The organism is Cedecea neteri, from assembly GCF_000757825.1.
Classification (GTDB): domain Bacteria; phylum Pseudomonadota; class Gammaproteobacteria; order Enterobacterales; family Enterobacteriaceae; genus Cedecea; species Cedecea selenatireducens.
On the sequence record NZ_CP009451.1, the window covers coordinates 616,625 to 632,926 of the forward strand.

At 57.0% G+C, this 16,302-nt stretch carries 14 protein-coding genes; 6 read left to right on the plus strand and 8 right to left on the minus strand.

Annotated features, from left to right (window positions below; genetic code table 11):
• From arnB to JT31_RS02685, 3 genes are all read right to left on the minus strand, one after another.
• Positions 1-1,140 carry a UDP-4-amino-4-deoxy-L-arabinose aminotransferase gene (gene arnB, locus JT31_RS02675; RefSeq protein ID WP_038473048.1) on the minus strand — a complete coding sequence of 380 codons (1,140 nt, stop codon included), beginning with the start codon at positions 1,138-1,140 and terminating at the stop codon, positions 1-3.
• Positions 1,141-1,513: 373 nt separating this feature from the next.
• Positions 1,514-3,478 (minus strand): peptidase U32 family protein, encoded by a 1,965-nt coding sequence (locus tag JT31_RS02680; protein WP_038473050.1) that lies wholly within the window; start codon positions 3,476-3,478, stop codon positions 1,514-1,516.
• A 70-nt stretch (positions 3,479-3,548) separates the two neighbouring features.
• Positions 3,549-4,088 (minus strand): helix-turn-helix domain-containing protein, encoded by a 540-nt coding sequence (locus JT31_RS02685; RefSeq protein ID WP_038473051.1) that lies wholly within the window; start codon positions 4,086-4,088, stop codon positions 3,549-3,551.
• Positions 4,089-4,183: 95 nt separating this feature from the next.
• Between JT31_RS02685 and JT31_RS02690 the strand changes: the two genes are divergently transcribed.
• Entirely contained in the window at positions 4,184-5,350 is a 1,167-nt protein-coding gene (locus tag JT31_RS02690) for a benzoate/H(+) symporter BenE family transporter (protein ID WP_038482691.1), read from the plus strand.
• Here the strand turns inward: JT31_RS02690 and JT31_RS02695 are convergent.
• Positions 5,330-6,202 carry a helix-turn-helix domain-containing protein gene (locus JT31_RS02695; protein WP_038473052.1) on the minus strand — a complete coding sequence of 291 codons (873 nt, stop codon included), beginning with the start codon at positions 6,200-6,202 and terminating at the stop codon, positions 5,330-5,332. The two genes, JT31_RS02690 and JT31_RS02695, sit on opposite strands and share 21 nt — an antisense overlap.
• Positions 6,203-6,374: 172 nt before the next feature.
• Here JT31_RS02695 and JT31_RS02700 point away from each other — a divergent pair, with 172 nt between their 5' ends.
• Entirely contained in the window at positions 6,375-7,274 is a 900-nt protein-coding gene (locus JT31_RS02700) for a DMT family transporter (protein WP_038473054.1), read from the plus strand.
• A 51-nt stretch (positions 7,275-7,325) separates the two neighbouring features.
• Here the strand turns inward: JT31_RS02700 and JT31_RS02705 are convergent, their stop codons facing one another.
• The 3 genes from JT31_RS02705 to JT31_RS02715 form a co-directional block, all read right to left on the minus strand.
• Complete coding sequence (locus tag JT31_RS02705) at positions 7,326-7,994, minus strand: DUF3313 domain-containing protein (RefSeq protein ID WP_038473056.1); 669 nt, start codon at positions 7,992-7,994, stop codon at positions 7,326-7,328.
• An 88-nt stretch (positions 7,995-8,082) separates the two neighbouring features.
• A complete protein-coding gene (locus tag JT31_RS02710; RefSeq protein WP_052048956.1) occupies positions 8,083-9,198 on the minus strand; it encodes a MurR/RpiR family transcriptional regulator in 1,116 nt (371 codons plus the stop codon).
• Positions 9,199-9,257: 59 nt separating this feature from the next.
• Complete coding sequence (locus tag JT31_RS02715) at positions 9,258-9,461, minus strand: hypothetical protein (protein ID WP_038473057.1); 204 nt, start codon at positions 9,459-9,461, stop codon at positions 9,258-9,260.
• Here JT31_RS02715 and JT31_RS02720 point away from each other — a divergent pair.
• From JT31_RS02720 to celB, 3 genes are all read left to right on the plus strand, one after another.
• The gene (locus tag JT31_RS02720) at positions 9,448-9,753 is read left to right on the plus strand and encodes a PTS sugar transporter subunit IIB (protein ID WP_038473059.1); all 306 of its coding nucleotides are present in this window, start codon (positions 9,448-9,450) and stop codon (positions 9,751-9,753) included. The genes JT31_RS02715 and JT31_RS02720 overlap by 14 nt on opposite strands.
• A gap of 16 nt (positions 9,754-9,769) precedes the next feature.
• The gene (locus JT31_RS02725; protein ID WP_038473061.1) at positions 9,770-11,071 is read left to right on the plus strand and encodes a 6-phospho-beta-glucosidase; all 1,302 of its coding nucleotides are present in this window, start codon (positions 9,770-9,772) and stop codon (positions 11,069-11,071) included.
• Between the two features lie 92 nt (positions 11,072-11,163).
• Positions 11,164-12,531 (plus strand): PTS cellobiose transporter subunit IIC, encoded by a 1,368-nt coding sequence (gene celB / locus JT31_RS02730; RefSeq protein WP_038473062.1) that lies wholly within the window; start codon positions 11,164-11,166, stop codon positions 12,529-12,531.
• 690 nt (positions 12,532-13,221) lie between these two features.
• Here celB and JT31_RS02740 read toward each other — a convergent pair.
• A complete protein-coding gene (locus JT31_RS02740) occupies positions 13,222-14,817 on the minus strand; it encodes an ABC transporter substrate-binding protein (protein ID WP_038473066.1) in 1,596 nt (531 codons plus the stop codon).
• Between the two features lie 119 nt (positions 14,818-14,936).
• On the opposite strand from JT31_RS02740, the gene pepT reads away from it, so the two are divergent.
• On the plus strand, positions 14,937-16,166 hold the full coding sequence (gene pepT / locus JT31_RS02745; RefSeq protein ID WP_038473067.1) for a peptidase T: 1,230 nt from the start codon (positions 14,937-14,939) through the stop codon (positions 16,164-16,166).
• The last annotated feature ends 136 nt before the right edge of the window (positions 16,167-16,302 follow it).

The following is a 16,302-nucleotide window of genomic DNA, read 5'->3' on the forward strand; positions in this document are numbered from 1 at the left end:
TTAGAGTCCTGCTATTTCACGTAAGGCGGTAATGACTCGGGAAGTGTCATCGTCGGTCATGGTAGGGAACAGTGGGATCGAGCAAATGCGCTCGCTATTCCAGTCGCTGTTCGGCAGCTGAAGCTGCGGATAGCGTTCACGGTAATATTTCTGGGTGTGGGCCGCGCGGAAATGCAGGCCGGTGCCGATGCCGCGCTCTTTCAGGGCTTCCATCAGGCCGCTACGGGAAATGCCGCAGGTGGCTTCGTCCACGCGGATGATAAACAGGTGCCAGGCGTGGCGGTGCTGCCATTCTGGAACGGAAAGCGGCAGGAATGGCGTATCGGCCAGCTCTTTGAGATAGCGTTCGGCAATTTCCTGGCGACGGATATTGATCTGTTCAAGTTTGCCCAGCTGCACCAGCGCGATAGCCGCGTTGATGTCCGCGAGGTTGTATTTGAACCCCGGAGAAATCACCTCCGCCTGCGGCGCGCGGCCGTGGGTCTGGCGGTCAAAGGCGTCGACGCCCAGACCGTGGAATTTCAGGCTACGAATGCGGTTTGCCAACTGGTCGTCGTCGGTGACGATCAGGCCGCCTTCGGCGCAGGTCATGTTCTTGATGGCGTGGAAAGAGAAGATAGCGGTTCCCTGAGAACCTACGTGCTTGCCTTTGTATTCCGTGCCGGCCGCGTGGGCAGCATCTTCAATCACCGGAATACCGTGGCGTTCGCCAATCGCGCGGATAGCGTCGATGTCGGCAGGCGCGCCCGCGTAGTGCACGGGAATAATCGCTTTGGTGCGAGGAGTAATTGCCGCCTCGATGGCTTCTGGCGTGACCATCAGCGTGTCGCGATCGACGTCAATCATCACCGGCTCTGCGCCCAGCAGAACAATCATGTTCAGCGTGGAAACCCACGTCAGTGAGGGTGTGATAACCTCGTCACCGGCCTGCAGCCCAAGGGCCATCAGGGTTACGTGCATCCCGCCCGTCGCGGAACTTACTGCAATCGCATGTTTATTGCCCGTTAACTCGCAAAATGCCTTCTCAAGCGCCTGGTTTTTCGGCCCGGTGGTTATCCAGCCGGATTGCATGACTTCCGTTACCGCTGCAATTTCTTCCGCACCTAACGCTGGACGTGAAAAAGGCAGAAAATCACTCATTACGTGGATTCCTTATTAAATCTCTGAACGCCAAAAGCTGACGGGATAATGAATCAGGCTAATTAAATAAAAGTACAACATTCAGGAAGTACGGCCTGCTTTGCTAAACGACTAATCAATGAAAAGAATTTAACAAAGAAATCTTAGAACAGTATTAAGAAAGTGGGATATAACGAAAAATCGTGAAGTTAAGCATTGCTAGCTGGAAAGCGTTCTTAGAAAGAGGAAAATTGTCACCTAAAAATCACGATTATTGCGTCATTGTTTAATCATGGAATAATTCCGTGTGTGACAATTTATATTTAGCGCCCTTACGGTTGATTAAAAAAAAACCGCCTGAGAAATAGACGGTTTTTAATAATCAACGATGCAATTAACGCTTCGATTTACCCGGTAACGTTTTCATCAGCTCATCCGGGCTGATGGACGCCACCACGCTGCCCGGCAGCGGCATCTTCAGAATATGGTTCTTCATCTTGCCGACGACGTGCATTTCGCACGGGCGGCAGTCGAACTTCAGGGTCAACACTTCATCGCCGTGTACCAGCTGCATCGGGGTAGCCTTCCAGCTCTTGATGTTGCCCTTCGCCTGTTTCGGGCAGAGGTTAAACGCAAACCGCAGGCAGTGCTTGGTGATCATCACCGGTACGTCACCCTTCTCTTCATGTGCTTCATAAGCGGCATCAATCAGCTGCACGCCATAGCGATGATAGAACTCACGCGCCTTATGGTTGTAAACGTTCGCCAGGAAGCTTAAATGGCTGTCCGGGTAGACCGGAGGCGGCACGCTGACCGCTTTACGGCTGCCGCGCTGATAGCTTTGCAGACGCGCTTCGGTCAGCGCCTCGATGGCGTCACGGCGCAGCTGGTTAAGCTGGGCGTTAGGCACGAACAGCGCCTCTTCCAGCAGAATGTTCACCTTACGGGCGGAATACATGGTCTGGCCCAGTTTGGTCAGACCGTCACGCAGGCTGTCGAAGGCTTTCTGCGGGTTATTCGCCACGTCAAACTGGCCCGTAAGCGTTTGGCTGACGCTGACGCCCTCTTCGCTGGTCGCGGTCATCACCAGCTGCTGCTGACTGCCGCTCAGCTCGATATCCACCGCCACGCGGCGTTCGCTGGAGGTCTTCAGCAGCGCCTGCTGCCAGTTGTGGTCCAGATTACGGTTAAGCGGATGGTTCGGACGTACATTTTTCAGCGTTTCCGGCATTTCATTCGGCCAGACGCGATACTGATTTTTCCCGGTTTTTTCTACCGTATTGGCGCGAAAACCGACGATTTCACGCTTGATCAGCACGTTCAGGCCGTCGCCGTTGGTCAACGTGTTAGTGGTGGTAACGTCCAGATGGTCTTTGCTCACTTTCAGCACCTCACCCACCGGCAGGCCCACGAATTTCGGCGAGTCAAACGCGCCGATGTCGATTTTACGCTCGTTAACAAAGTAGTCGGTGCTGCCGCGGTGGAACGTTTTGTCCGGCGACGGAATAAAGTAGTGCGAGGTGACGCCGGCAGAGGCGCGGGTCAGATCGCTGCGCCCGTCCATCAGCTCGTCCAAAAGTTGACGGTAATACGCGGTGATGTTTTTTACATAGCTCATGTCTTTGTAGCGCCCTTCAATTTTGAAGGAACGCACGCCCGCGTCCACCAGCGCCGCCAGGTTGGCGCTCTGGTCGTTGTCTTTCATCGACAGCAGGTGTTTTTCATAAGCCACTACGCGCCCCTGGTCGTCTTTCAGGGTGTAAGGCAGGCGGCAGGCCTGCGAGCAGTCGCCACGGTTGGCGCTGCGCCCGGTATGCGCGTGGGAAATGTTGCACTGCCCGGAGTACGCCACGCACAGCGCGCCGTGAATAAAGAACTCGATCGTCGCGTCAACGTTCTGATGAATAGCGGCAATTTGCTGCAGGTTCAGCTCGCGCGCCAGCACGATTTGCGAGAAGCCCGCATCTGACAGAAACTTCGCTTTTTCCGCACTACGAATGTCGCACTGGGTGCTGGCGTGCAGCTCAATCGGCGGCAGGTCCATTTCCAGCACGCCCATATCCTGCACGATAAGCGCGTCAATACCGGCTTCGTACAGGTCGATAATCATCGAGCGCGCGGGCTCCAGCTCGTCGTCGTGCAGAATGGTGTTCAGCGTGACGAAAATCTTCGCCCCATAGCGATGGGCAAACGGCACCAGCTCGGCCAGGTCTTGCAGGCTGTTGCCGGCGTTATGGCGAGCGCCAAAGCCAGGCCCGCCGATGTAGACCGCATCCGCGCCATGGAGAATGGCTTCGCGGGCGATGGCGGTATCACGGGCAGGGCTGAGTAATTCAAGTTGATTCGCGTGCAGGCGCATAGTTTGTCGTGTTCTGTAATGGGCGAAAGGCGGCTATTGTAGTCACTTCCCCCGCGCAAAAACAGGGGGATTATGCGGTCGTCGCGGGATAGTGGATCAGCGAGTGAAAATGCGTCTCATCGGCACCTGAATTGCGGTAGGCGTGGGGGCGATCGCCGTGGAATTTCAGGCCTTCTCCGGCCGTCAAAATCAGCCATTCGCCGTCGACATTCATCTCCAGCGTACCGCTTATCACCACCACATGCTCAATCACGCCCGCGTCGTGCGCCGAAGACTCGCTCAGCGCGCCGGATGCCAGGCGAATAGAAAAATGGTCAAAACGCAGCTGTGGATCGTAAGGAAACAGCGGCACCACCACCATTTCGCTGTGCTGCGGGTCGAAGACCGGACGTACGGGTTCAACGCCGGCTTCCAGAAACACCGAAAACGGCACGTTAAAGCCGGTGGCAATTTTCCACAAGGTCGCCACCGTCGGGCTGGACTCGTTGCGTTCGATTTGCCCGAGCATGGCCTTCGACACGCCGGTCTGCTCCGCCGCAAATGTCAGGCTCCAGCCTCTGGCCTGGCGCAGGCTTTTCAGGGTGTTCGCCAGATGTAGCGCAATGTCCATTTTCTTCCTCCTGTTGACGGCGAAGTATAGCGCCTTGTGCGCTATAACGCACGATGCTATATTTCGCGGACGTTATAACGCACAACGAGTTTATTATGCGCCTTTCTTTGCTGCCGTTTCCCACCGTTCTGGCCGGTTTTGTTGCCGTGCTGGTCGGCTATGCCAGCTCCGCCGCCATTATCTGGCAGGCCGCAGATGCCGCCGGGGCCACGTCCCACCAAATAGCCGGCTGGCTGACGATGCTGGGCATTGCCATGGGCATCAGCACGCTGGGACTGACGCTGTGGTATCGCGCACCGATCCTGACGGCCTGGTCAACGCCGGGAGCCGCGCTGCTGGCCACCAGCCTGCCGGGGCATAGCCTGAGTGAAGCCATTGGCATTTTTATTTTTGCTTCGCTGCTGATCCTGATTTGCGGCGTGACCGGGCTGTTTGCCAGGCTGATGCGCCTGATCCCCCCTACGCTCTCCGCCGCCATGCTGGCCGGGGTTCTGCTCAGGTTTGGCCTAGATACTTTCACCTCGTTACAGGGTCACTTTTTGCTGAGCGGGAGCATGCTGCTTGGCTGGCTGCTGGCGAAGGTCTTTGCCCCGCGCTATGCCGTCGTCGTCGCCATGCTGATCGGCCTGCTGATTTGCCTCGTCACCGGCGAGCTTCACACGGGGAGCGTTCCGGTTTCTGTGGCGGTCCCCGAGTTCACTTCCCCGTCGTTGAGCGTGGCCAGCCTGTTGGGCATCGGCGTGCCTTTTTTCCTGGTAACGATGGCGTCACAAAATGCCCCCGGCATCGCCACGCTGGCGGCCTCCGGCTATAAAGTGCCGGTTTCACCGCTGATTGTCGTGACCGCCTTAATTGCCCTGTTGCTGGCGCCGTTCGGCGTGTTTTCGGTTTGTATCGCCGCCATTACCGCCGCCATTTGCCAGGGGGCAGAAGCCCATCCGGACAAGGACAAGCGCTGGCTTGCCGCCGCCGCTGCGGGCGTGTTTTATTTGATTGCCGGCGTTTTCGGCGGGTCGATTTCAACGCTGCTGACCGCCCTGCCGCTGGCCTGGATCCACACCCTTGCCGGGCTGGCCCTGCTGGGCACGATTGCCGGCAGCCTGCACCAGGCGCTGAATCACGAGCGGGACAGGGACGCGGCTATCGTCACGTTCCTGGTTACTGCCTCGGGGGTGAATCTGCTGGGCGTCAGCTCTGCGTTTTGGGGGGTAATTGCCGGAGGGATTTGCTATACCGCGTTTTCACGCCTTAAGCGCGCGTAGCTGCGACGGCGTGGCGCCAAAGACGCTTTTGAAGCGGTTGCTGAAATGACTGGGCGAGCTAAATCCGCAGGCCATGGCGATATCCGTTAACGGTAACCGCCCCTGGCGTACCAGCGTTTCTGCCTTCGCCATTCTGCGCTGCATAACGAACTGATGCGGCGCCTGGCCGGTCGACTGCTTGAACATGCGTGCAAAGTGGTACTCGCTGAGATCTGCCAGCCGGGCAAGCTCGCTGAGCGTCAGCGCTTCGCTGAGGTTCTGTTCGATGTATGCCTGCACGTTTCGCAGCACCGCAGGCGCAAGCCCGCCGCGCACCGTCGGCAGCTTCCACTGCACGCTGCTGTAATGCTGCACCAGGTGCGTCAGCAGCAGCGTGGAAGCCGTGCTTAGCGTCAGGTGATTCGCCCGCTGCTGCCAGTCGCTGCTGAGCAAGAAATGGCGATAAAGCTGGGTGATCCGTGCATCGTCGGCAAAGGTTTTTTCATCGAGGTTGATGGCCGCCGGGCTACGATCCCAAATCTGCGCGGCAATCTCTTTGAGGTGTTCGTCGGTGCAGTACAGATGCACAAACGAGAAGTCATCCCGTACGTCCCACGTCGATTCACTGTCTTCCGGCATGATACAGAAGCGATCCGGGCCGCCGCCGTTGCGCCAGCCTGAAGCCGTTTTTTGGTAGGTTTCGTACCCTTCGGTAACGTAAAGGCTGAGCGTGTGGTGATCGCAACGCTGGGTAATACAGTCGTTACCGTTTGACCAGGCGGCGAGCTGAACCCCTGAGCCAAGCTGAACGCTGCCGTTCAGGCGGGCTTTGTGCTGCTGCAGGTTTTCAAAGGCGTGATATGGCGTGGTCATAGGGGACGTTGGCTTCTGGAACATACTGGCTAGTGTAAGGACTGCGTTCGGCCATCGCCACTGCCGCCGTGAAAAAAAACCGCAAGAATATGTAAGTCGGCCCCCCGGATGAAAGCCGAAAGCAAAGCAAAAACGGATACTCGTGGTCTGATTTTGGCTGAAGAGAACAACAATGAACGCTTTGCTTTATATTCTGGTGGTGGTGATTTGGGGGACTACGTGGATTGCCATTTATATGCAACAGGGGGTGGTTTCGGTTCCGGTGTCTATCTTCTGGCGCTTTGCCGTGGCGGCGGTGGTGATGCTGGTTGCCCTTCTGGCGCTGGGTCGCCTGAAGCGCATCGGGCTCAAAGACCACCTGTTTTGCGTGCTGCAGGGCGCGTGTGTGTTCGGTTTCAACTTCTTCTGCTTCTATCACGCCGCCGCGTATATCAGCTCCGGGCTGGAGTCGGTGATTTTCTCGATGGCGGTCTTGTTTAACGCCTTCAACAACCTGCTGTTCTTCCGCAAGAAGCCTTCTCCGCGCGTATTGCCCGCTGCGGCGCTCGGGATTGCCGGGATCGTCGCTCTGTTCTGGCACGATCTGGTTGCGACCCAAATGGCACCTTCGCTGCTCATCGGCATCGGCCTCAGCGCACTCGGCACGTTTGGCTTCTCTTTGGGGAATATGATCAGCGCCCGTCACCAAAGCCGGGGCCTGGAAACGCTGTCGACCAATACCTATGCGATGTTCTACGGCACCGCGATTATGGGCGTGGTGGCGCTGGCGAGCGGCGAGTCGTTTATGCCTGACTTCACCGCGCGCTACATCGGTTCGCTGCTTTATCTCGCGATCTTTGGCTCGGTGATTGCTTTTGGCGCCTATTTCACGCTGGTTGGCCGTATCGGCGCAAGCCAGGCTGCCTACAGCACGCTGCTCTTCCCGCTGGTTGCGCTGACGCTGTCGACGGTTTACGAAGGCTACATCTGGCACGCGAATGCGGTGCTGGGGCTGGTGATGATTCTGCTGGGCAACCTGGTGATGTTTGCGAAACCCGAGCAGTGGCTGCCGTGGCGTAGAAAACTGGCGTAATAAAAAACCGCAGCTTTTTCAGGGCTGCGGTTTTTGCCTGCATGACCGGCGTTATTTATTCGGCACGTCAAACATCGTGGCGTCGGTGGCTAAATCATCCACCACCTGTTTCAGGGTATCAACGGTGACTTTGGCATTCTCATTGCTCAGCGTTTTCCCCTCGCCCTTACGCACCACGCGCAAAACGGGTTTATTGGTGGACGCGTCAATCAGCTCACCTTCGAAGTAGAGATCGGTATTCATGGTGCGGTGGCCTGTGGCCATTTGCGTGCCCGCCACCACCATCGCAATCGGGATCACCTCGTAGTACTGCAGGCCTTCTTTACTGCTGTCCACGCCGGTAATCGCCCCACGGAAAATTAAACTGCGTGGGCCAGGCGTCGTCACCAAAGGCTTGCGCTGTTGTGCCGCGGCCTTCAGCTTAGTGTTAGTATAGGCCAGCAGGCCATCCAGCGTTTGCTGGCCAATCTGAGTCGTCGGTTTAGGCGTCGGATAATAAACTACCGGGTTATACACCAGGCTGTCGTAGTTGCTGGGTTTAAAGTTCGGGTCAACCCAGCGCATAACGGTTTTGCCGGTCGCCGATTTTGTTTCCTGCAGGCCGGAGTAATCTTTTAGAAATCCAGAGTATTTTTCCGGTGAGGTGGTTTTTGAAGCACACCCCGCCAGCGCTAATAAACCTGCCAGACAAGCCACTTTAAAATACGTTGTGGTACGCATCGTTTGTTCCTGTTAGTTTGTGTAAGCCTTTCAGGTATAGCAAAAAACGACACTTCCTGTAGGGATAAAGCTGCTTTGATGCAAAAACTCAGATCTGCCGCTCATCTCCTGCGGCGGCGACGCCATCGCACAGCAGGTCGATAATCAATAACGCACCATATTGCCCCTCTCCGGGAGAAAGCCAGACGTCTCCGGCCTGCGCCGCGCTGGTGGGATCTTTGGTCACCATGATTATCGCCGCGCCCTGCCGCCTGGCCTGCTGCACCGCCGCAAGCAGCGCGCTGTCCGGCGTTGAGCTGGCGAAGACAATCATCGCCTGCCCCGCATTCAGCATCGAGGCGGTGAAGCTCATCAGCGCCGGGTCATAGCAGACGCTGGCGGGCTGCCCCAGCGTCAGTAAGCGATACTGCAGCAGGCTGGCAAAAGGCGTGTCCGCCGCACCGGCGCTAAAAATATGAATCGCATTGGCTCGCCTGAGCAGCGCCACGGCACGGGTGACGCTCGCCTCAGGCAACGTTTCCAGCTGCTGACTCAGCGACTGCTGGATGCTGCCCAAACGCTGCTGCCAGGCAGCAGACAGCTCGCTGCCCGGCATGGCGGTACTGGCCTGCGCCAGCTTCATGCGTAAATCACGAATATCATCGCAGCCGGCGGCTCGGGCAAAACGGGTGATCGTCGCCGGACTCACGCCCGCCGCCTGCGCCAACTGGTCAATGGTGGCCGAGGAGGCAAAACCCGGATCGTGCAGAATAGCCTGCGCTACCCTGGACTCCTGCTGGCTGAACTCCGCCAGCTTCTGCCGAATGCGGCTGATAATATCGCCGTCCGTATCCCGCCCGATGGAGTGTGAAAAACGCGCCAGCACGTCTTTAGCCACGCCGCCACGACAGGCCAGAAATTGCAGCGTCTCGTTATCTACCCATGCCGCATCCCCCAGTACCTGAGACGGCGCGGCTAACGCTGCCTGTACCCGGCTGTCGTGCCGCTGGTGGCGAACCTGACCGAGGAAATCATTCATGTCGCTGCAGCCTATGGTGCGGGCAAACTGCTGCAAGGTCGCCTGGCTCACGCCCGCACGGGCGGCCAGCTGCTCCATCGTCGCATCCGGTAGCTGGAAAAAATTCTCAAGAAAAAAGCGTGCCAGCCGGGTCTCCTGCGGAGAAGAGTCCGCTAACCCATGGACCAGGTGATAAACAATATCCATCGCTGAAAGATTCCTTGCGTCTGCGTCACGGGCGAATAAACCATCATAATTCCTTGAAATTATTTTTCAATTACCATTGCCGTCATGCCTCTCACTTTCGCTATACCAGCCCGACAACCTCCTGACTCCCCTTTAATATTCGGGAAACCAATAATCCAACGCAGATCACGGTCATGAAAATAATTTTCATACATGCTGAATAAACGCGCTGTTGTTTGAAACACGTTTTCAATTTGAAGGATAAAGGTAATGAAGAAGATCATGTTGTGTTGCGCCGCGGGAATGTCCACCAGCATGCTGGTGCAAAAGATGCGTGCCGAGGCCACAAAGCGCGCGCTGGACGTGCAGATTGACGCCGTCTCCGTCGCAGAAATTGAAAGCCATCTCCAGAGCGCCGACGTGGTGCTGCTTGGCCCTCAGGTGCAGTTTGAGCTGGCCCGTCTGGCCGAGCTTTCTGCCCCGTCAGGTAAGCCGGTGGCGGTTATCGACATGATGGATTACGGCACCATGCGCGGCGACCGCGTGCTGGATAAAGCTCTTACCCTGATGGCCTGATACGCGGGAGAAAACGATGAAAATTACCGTTGTGGGCGGGGGCAGCAGCTATACCCCTGAACTGATTGAAGGCCTGATTCTTCGCCATGCCGCCCTGCCGATGACGGAGCTGGCGCTGGTGGACGTGGAAGCCGGGCGCCAGAAGGTTGAGATTATCGCCGCGCTGGCCCGCCGCATGTTCGACAGCAAATGCCTGGAGCAGGTCAAGGTGTCGGTGCATTACGATCCTGACGCGGCGATTGCGGGCTCCAGCTTTGTGCTGACCCAGCTTCGCGTTGGGCAGCTACCCGCTCGTGCCGCCGATGAACGCCTCGGCCTCAGCCATGAGCTGCTGGGCCAGGAGACAACCGGCGTCGGCGGTTTTGCCAAGGCGTTGCGTACCATTCCGGTGATGCTTGATATTGCGAAGCGCGTCGAACGCCTCGCGCCGAATGCGTGGATTATTAACTTCACCAACCCGGCAGGCATCGTCACCGAGGCCGTGTCCCGCTACAGTGCAGCCAACATCGTTGGTTTGTGTAACGTGCCGGTGACCATGCACCATACCATCGCCGACATGCTCAAACTGCCTTACGACAAAGTCACGCTGCGCTTTGCCGGACTTAACCATATGGTCTGGGTACATGAAGTGATTGCCGATGGCCGTGACGCGACCGCCGAGGTGATTGAAATGCTATGCGACGGCGAGCAGCTTTCAATGAACAACATCAAAGCGATTCCGTGGCCGCCTGCCCTGCTGCGCGCCCTGAAAGCGATTCCTTGCCCGTATCATCGTTACTTCTGGCAAACCCGCACCATGCTGAAGGATGAGCTGGCCGACGCCGCGAACGGAAAAGGCACCCGCGCCGAGCAGGTAATGAAAGTGGAGGCCGAACTGTTTGAGCTGTACGCCAACCCACAGCTCGACAAAAAGCCGGAGCAGCTCAGCCAGCGCGGCGGCTCATTCTATTCTGAAGTCGCCCTGGAGCTTATTGACGCCCTGCACAACAACCTCGGCAAGCAGATGGTGGTGAATACCGCTAACAACGGCGCCATCCAGGGGCTACCGGACGATGCAGTTATCGAAACCAACTGCGTGATAGATGCACTGGGCGCCCACCCGCTGGCGTTCGGCAAACTTCCTCCTCTGATGAACGGCCTGACGCAGCAGGTGAAAGATTTTGAACGCCTGACGATTGAGGCGGCGGTTCACGGCGATAAGCAGCAGGCGCTCCTGGCGCTGATAGCGAACCCGCTGGTGGCCGACGTGAATATTGCTCAGGCGCTGCTAGACGAAGTGCTTGAGAGTAACAAGGCGTGGCTGCCGCAGTTTAAATAGCGCCGATTACCGGTGGGCGCAGCTATGCCGCCCATCCCATTACAGAAACCAATAACAATAATGCCCGGCCATGCGCCGGGACAGGGGTAACCGTGTCCGCAAAGAAATCGTTTCTTGAAAAATATGTGCTGCCCGTCGCGCTGAAAATCGCCGGGCAAAAGCACGTGCTCTCCGTCCGTGACGGGATCATCCTGAATATGCCATTCATGCTGATTGGCTCATTCTTCCTGATTTTCGCCTATCTGCCGGTGCCGGGTTACCCCCAGCTAATGACCGATTTATTCGGCGCAACGTGGCAAAGCAAGCTGCTTTATCCGGTCAAAGCGACCTATGACATCATGGCGATTATCTCCAGCTTCGGCATCGCCTATCGCCTGGCCGAGAAATACCGCACCCTCGATCCGCTTACCTCTGGGGCGGTGTCGCTGGTGGCCTTTATTATGACGATTCCGCAGAACATTATGTTTACCCCGCCGTCCGGTGGGCCTGCCGAGTTCGTGAAAGGCGTGCTGCCGATGGGACAAATCGGCAGCCAGGGACTGTTCGTTGCGATTCTGATTGCATTGCTCTCGACCGAGATTTACCGCTTTATCAGCAACCGTAATCTGGTTATTCGTATGCCGGAAGGCGTCCCGCCGGCGGTGGCAAAGTCGTTCCTCGCGCTGGTGCCGGGCTTCTGCGTGCTGGCGGTAGTGCTGGCGCTGCGTCTGCTGGTGGAAGCCACGCCGTTTGGCGACATCAACACCATGATTACTGACCTGGTGGGCATCCCAATGAGCCATATCGGCGGCTCACTACCGGGGATGATTGTTTCGGTGATCCTGATTGGCATTCTGTGGACGCTGGGCCTGCACGGCGACACCATCGTGCTGGTGTTTATCCGCCCGGTCTGGCTGACGAACATGTCCGAAAACCTGGCGGCGTTCCAGAATGGCCTGCCTATTCCGCACATCATTACCCAGCAGTTCTATGACCTGTGGATTGCCCCAGGCGGTACCGGCGCGCTGTTAGGTCTGGTTATCTTTATGCTGATCCGCAGCCGCAGCGTGCAGATGAAACAGCTGGGTAAAATTGCCGCGCCGGGCAGCCTGTTTAACATCAGCGAGCCGATGGTGTTTGGCATTCCGCTGGTGATGAACCCGTACCTGGTGGTGCCGTTTATCCTGACGCCGGTGGTGCTGGTGATTGTGTCCTGGACGGCGATGGCAACCGGCCTGGTTGCGCCCCCTGCCGGGATTGCGCTGCCGTTCACTACGCCAATTATCGTCAGCGGCTATTTAGCGACGGGCGGCCACGTTTCCGGCTCGATTCTGCAGATTGTGAACCTGGCTATCTCGCTGGTGATGTATTACCCGTTCTTCCGGGTCTGGGATAACCTGAAGTTCCGCGAAGAGCAGCAGGCAAATCAGACGGCGGTCAGCGCCCCGGCAGAGGCGGTGAGTGAGAGGAGTACAGTCTGATACTTGTTTTGTCTCAATATGTTATTAGGTGAACACCCAGGACGTTTGACCTCTGCAAATTTGGGTATCGTTCCGTTCACCCGTAGAGCTATTTCCCCTGCACGTTCAGATAACGGTGAACGTGTTCGGGAGATAACTCCATCCCCCGAACAGCCCCGGCGCCCGGCGAGCTCATCGCCGCTGAAGCGGTAAACCCACCGGCTATCACCCAAACATTCGGGGTCGTTCGCGATTCGTTCCCGACGATCGCTCTCTTTCGCTGCTCCCGGCAGCTCAACCCCGCCTGAGTTGGGTCATAACCGGGGGCGATGAGAGCCGGGAACAAGGGCATGGCTTTGGGACTTGTAGCAACTTTTATGTTCAGTGTGGCTATGAGCCTGAAGCGAGGCACGGTTCCGGCTTAAATCGCCTCCGTTTTCTCTCCGACTGGCCAGGGTCCGGACGTCGGGAACGGCCGGAGGCTGAGAGCGTCGGGAACGCATCTCAGCCGACCCAGGACTGGGAGATAAAACGGAGGTCTGCCGCTTTAGCGGTCGATTTATTTGGCCGGGAGTCCGGGGTCTCGGGGGAATGACGGTGATTCTCCCGAGACGTTCACCGGTACGGTGGCTGCATATAAAACAGGACTAGAAGTGAACGGAACTAACAATGAATAGCATAGATATCCGTTAATCCCGGAGCCCTCCCGAATTACTTCTTCACCTCTACCTGATAAAAAATATGCTTCCCGAACGGGTCAATCTCATACCCGGTCACCTCTTTGCGCACCGGCTCGAAAATCGTGGAGTGGGCAATCATCACCGCCGGCATCTGGTCGTGCATCATCTGCTGCGCTTCTTTATATAACTCAACTCGTTTATCGTGATTGCCTTCCGCGCGGGCTTCAAGAATCAGCTTATCAAACGGCTGGTAGCACCATTTTGACGAGTTAGAGCCGCCGTTAGCCGAGGTACAGGTAAACAGTGGCCCAAAGAAGTTATCCGGGTCGCCGGTGGCCGTGGTCCAGCCCATCAGCGCCGCCTGGTGTTCACCGCCCTTCACCCGTTTGAGATACTCGCCCCATTCATAGGTGACGATTTTCGCCGTGACGCCAACTTTCGCCCAGTCGGCCTGGATCATTTCCGCCATGCGTTTGGCGTTCGGGTTATACGGCCGCTGAACCGGCATCGCCCACAGGTCGATGCTCATGCCGTTGGCAAAGCCGGCCTCTTTGAGCAGCTCTTTGGCTTTTTCAGGATCGTAATTATAGTCTTTGAGCTTATCGTCCGCGCTCCACACGCCCGGCGGCAGCAGGTTTTTCGCCTCAATACCCGTGCCGTGGAACACCGCTTCGATAATGGCCGGTTTATTGATAGCCATCGCCAGCGCCTGGCGCACCTTCACGTTGTCCAGCGGCGGCTTCTGGGTGTTAAACGCGAGGAAGCCGGTATTCAGCCCTGCTTTTTGCATCAGGTTGATGTCTTTGTTTTCCTTCATGCGCGGCAGGTCCGCCGGGTTCGGGAACGGCATCACCTGGCATTCGTTTTTCTCAAGCTTTGCATAGCGAATAGAAGCATCCGGCGTGATGGAGAAGACCAGGCGGTCAATCTTCGATTTGCCCTGCCAGTACTCAGGGAAAGCGGTGTAAAGAATGCGTGAATCTTTTTGATACTGCTTCAGCTCAAACGGCCCGGTGCCGATAGGGTCAGAATCAACGCGCTCGGGCGTGCCCGCCTTCATCATTACGTCCGCATATTCTGAGGACAGAATCGAGGCAAAATACCAGCCCAAATCGGCGACAAACGGCGCTTCCGGGTGCGCCAGCGTGAAGCGCACGGTGTTGTCATCCACTTTGTCGATGGCGGTAATCAGCTTGCCGAACTCCAGGCTTTCAAAGTTGGAGTAATTGCCGTTGGAAACGTTGTGGTACGGATGCTTTGGGTCTTTCTGACGCATAAACGAGAAAATCACGTCGTCCGCGTTGAAGTCCCTGGTGGGCTTAAAGTATTTGTTGCTCTGGAACTTCACGCCTTTGCGCAGATGGAAGGTATAGACTTTGCCGTCTTCGCTGACGTCCCAGCTTTCCGCCAGGCTGGGCTGCAGCTCGGTGGTGCCGACCTTAAAATCCACCAGCCGGTTGTAGACCGGCACCGCGCTGGCATCCACGCTGGTGCCGGAGGTGTAAAGCTGCGGGTTGAAGTTTTCCGGCGAACCTTCGGAGCAATAAACCAACGTGCTGGCCGCCACGCTGGTACTGAGGGAAAGCGCCGCTACGGCAAGTGCAAGCGTTGTAATCTTTGTTTTCATCGCTGTCTTCCTGTGGTGTTTATCCTGACCCTGAATGAATAAAGCTTGTGCAAAGCGCCTTAATAAATAACATTAAATTTACATTGCCAACAAACAACATCGAACAATAAGGAAACACTATGCCTTCGTCGCTCAGCGAGCAGCTCACCCAACGTTTCTTCCGTTATCTGGCGGTCACCAGCCAAAGCGACGCGCGGGTAAATGCCCTGCCCAGCACGCCCGGGCAACATGAAATGGCCAGCATGCTGGCGGAAGAACTGCGTACGCTCGGCCTTGAAGATATCGTTATCGACGAGCACGCCACGGTTACCGCCGTGAAGAGAGGCAATGTGGCCGCCGCGCCGCGCGTGGGCTTTATTACGCACATCGATACCGTTGACGTTGGCCTGTCGCCGGACATTCACCCGCAGATCCTGCGCTTTACCGGGGAAGACCTGTGCCTGAACGCCAAAGAGGACATCTGGCTGCGCACGGCGGAGCACCCGGAAATCAACGCCTGGCCCGGCGAGGAGATAATCTTCAGCGACGGCACCAGCGTGCTGGGCGCGGATAATAAAGCCGCCGTCACGGTGGTGATGACGCTGCTGGAAAACCTGACGGCAGAACATCGCCACGGCGACATCGTTGTGGCCTTCGTCCCGGATGAAGAAATTGGCCTGTGTGGTGCGAAGGCGTTGGATCTGGCTCGTTTTGATGTGGATTTCGCCTGGACCATCGACTGCTGCGAGCTGGGCGAAGTCGTTTATGAAAACTTCAATGCCGCCCATGCGGAGCTGAAGTTTACCGGCGTAACCAGCCACCCAATGTCCTCCAAAGGCGTGCTGGTCAACCCGCTGTTGATGGCAATGGATTACATCAGCCACTTTGACCGCAAGCAGACGCCAGAGCACACCGAAGGCCGTGAAGGCTACGTCTGGTTTAACGGGATCCAGGCCTCACAAAGCGAAGCGCTGCTGAAAGCGAATATTCGCGACTTCGACCTCGCAAGCTTTGAGCGCCGTAAGCAGCAGATTGGAGAAGTTGCGCAAAAAATTGCCGCGCAGCACCCCACCGCACGCGTGGAGTACAGCCTCAGCGATACCTACAGCAACATCAGTAATGCCATTACCGACGATCGCCGGGCGATTGATTTGATTTTTGCCGCCCTGGATGAGCTGGGCATTGAGCCGAAGGTGATTCCGATGCGCGGCGGCACGGACGGGGCTGCGCTTTCGGCTAAAGGGCTGCTAACGCCGAACTTCTTTACCGGCGCGCACAATTTCCATTCACGGTTTGAGTTTTTACCGCTGCGGGCGTTTGAGGCTTCGTATAACGTGGCGCTGAAGCTTTGTCTGCTGGCGGCGAAGTAATTTCCCCTCACCCTAACCCTCTCCCCAAAGGGGCGAGGGGACCAGAACAGGGAGTTTAACCCTCTCCCCAAAGGGGCGAGGGGATTCATACAGAGAACGCTTGAATTCCCCCTCTCCCTTCCAGGGAGAGGGCCGG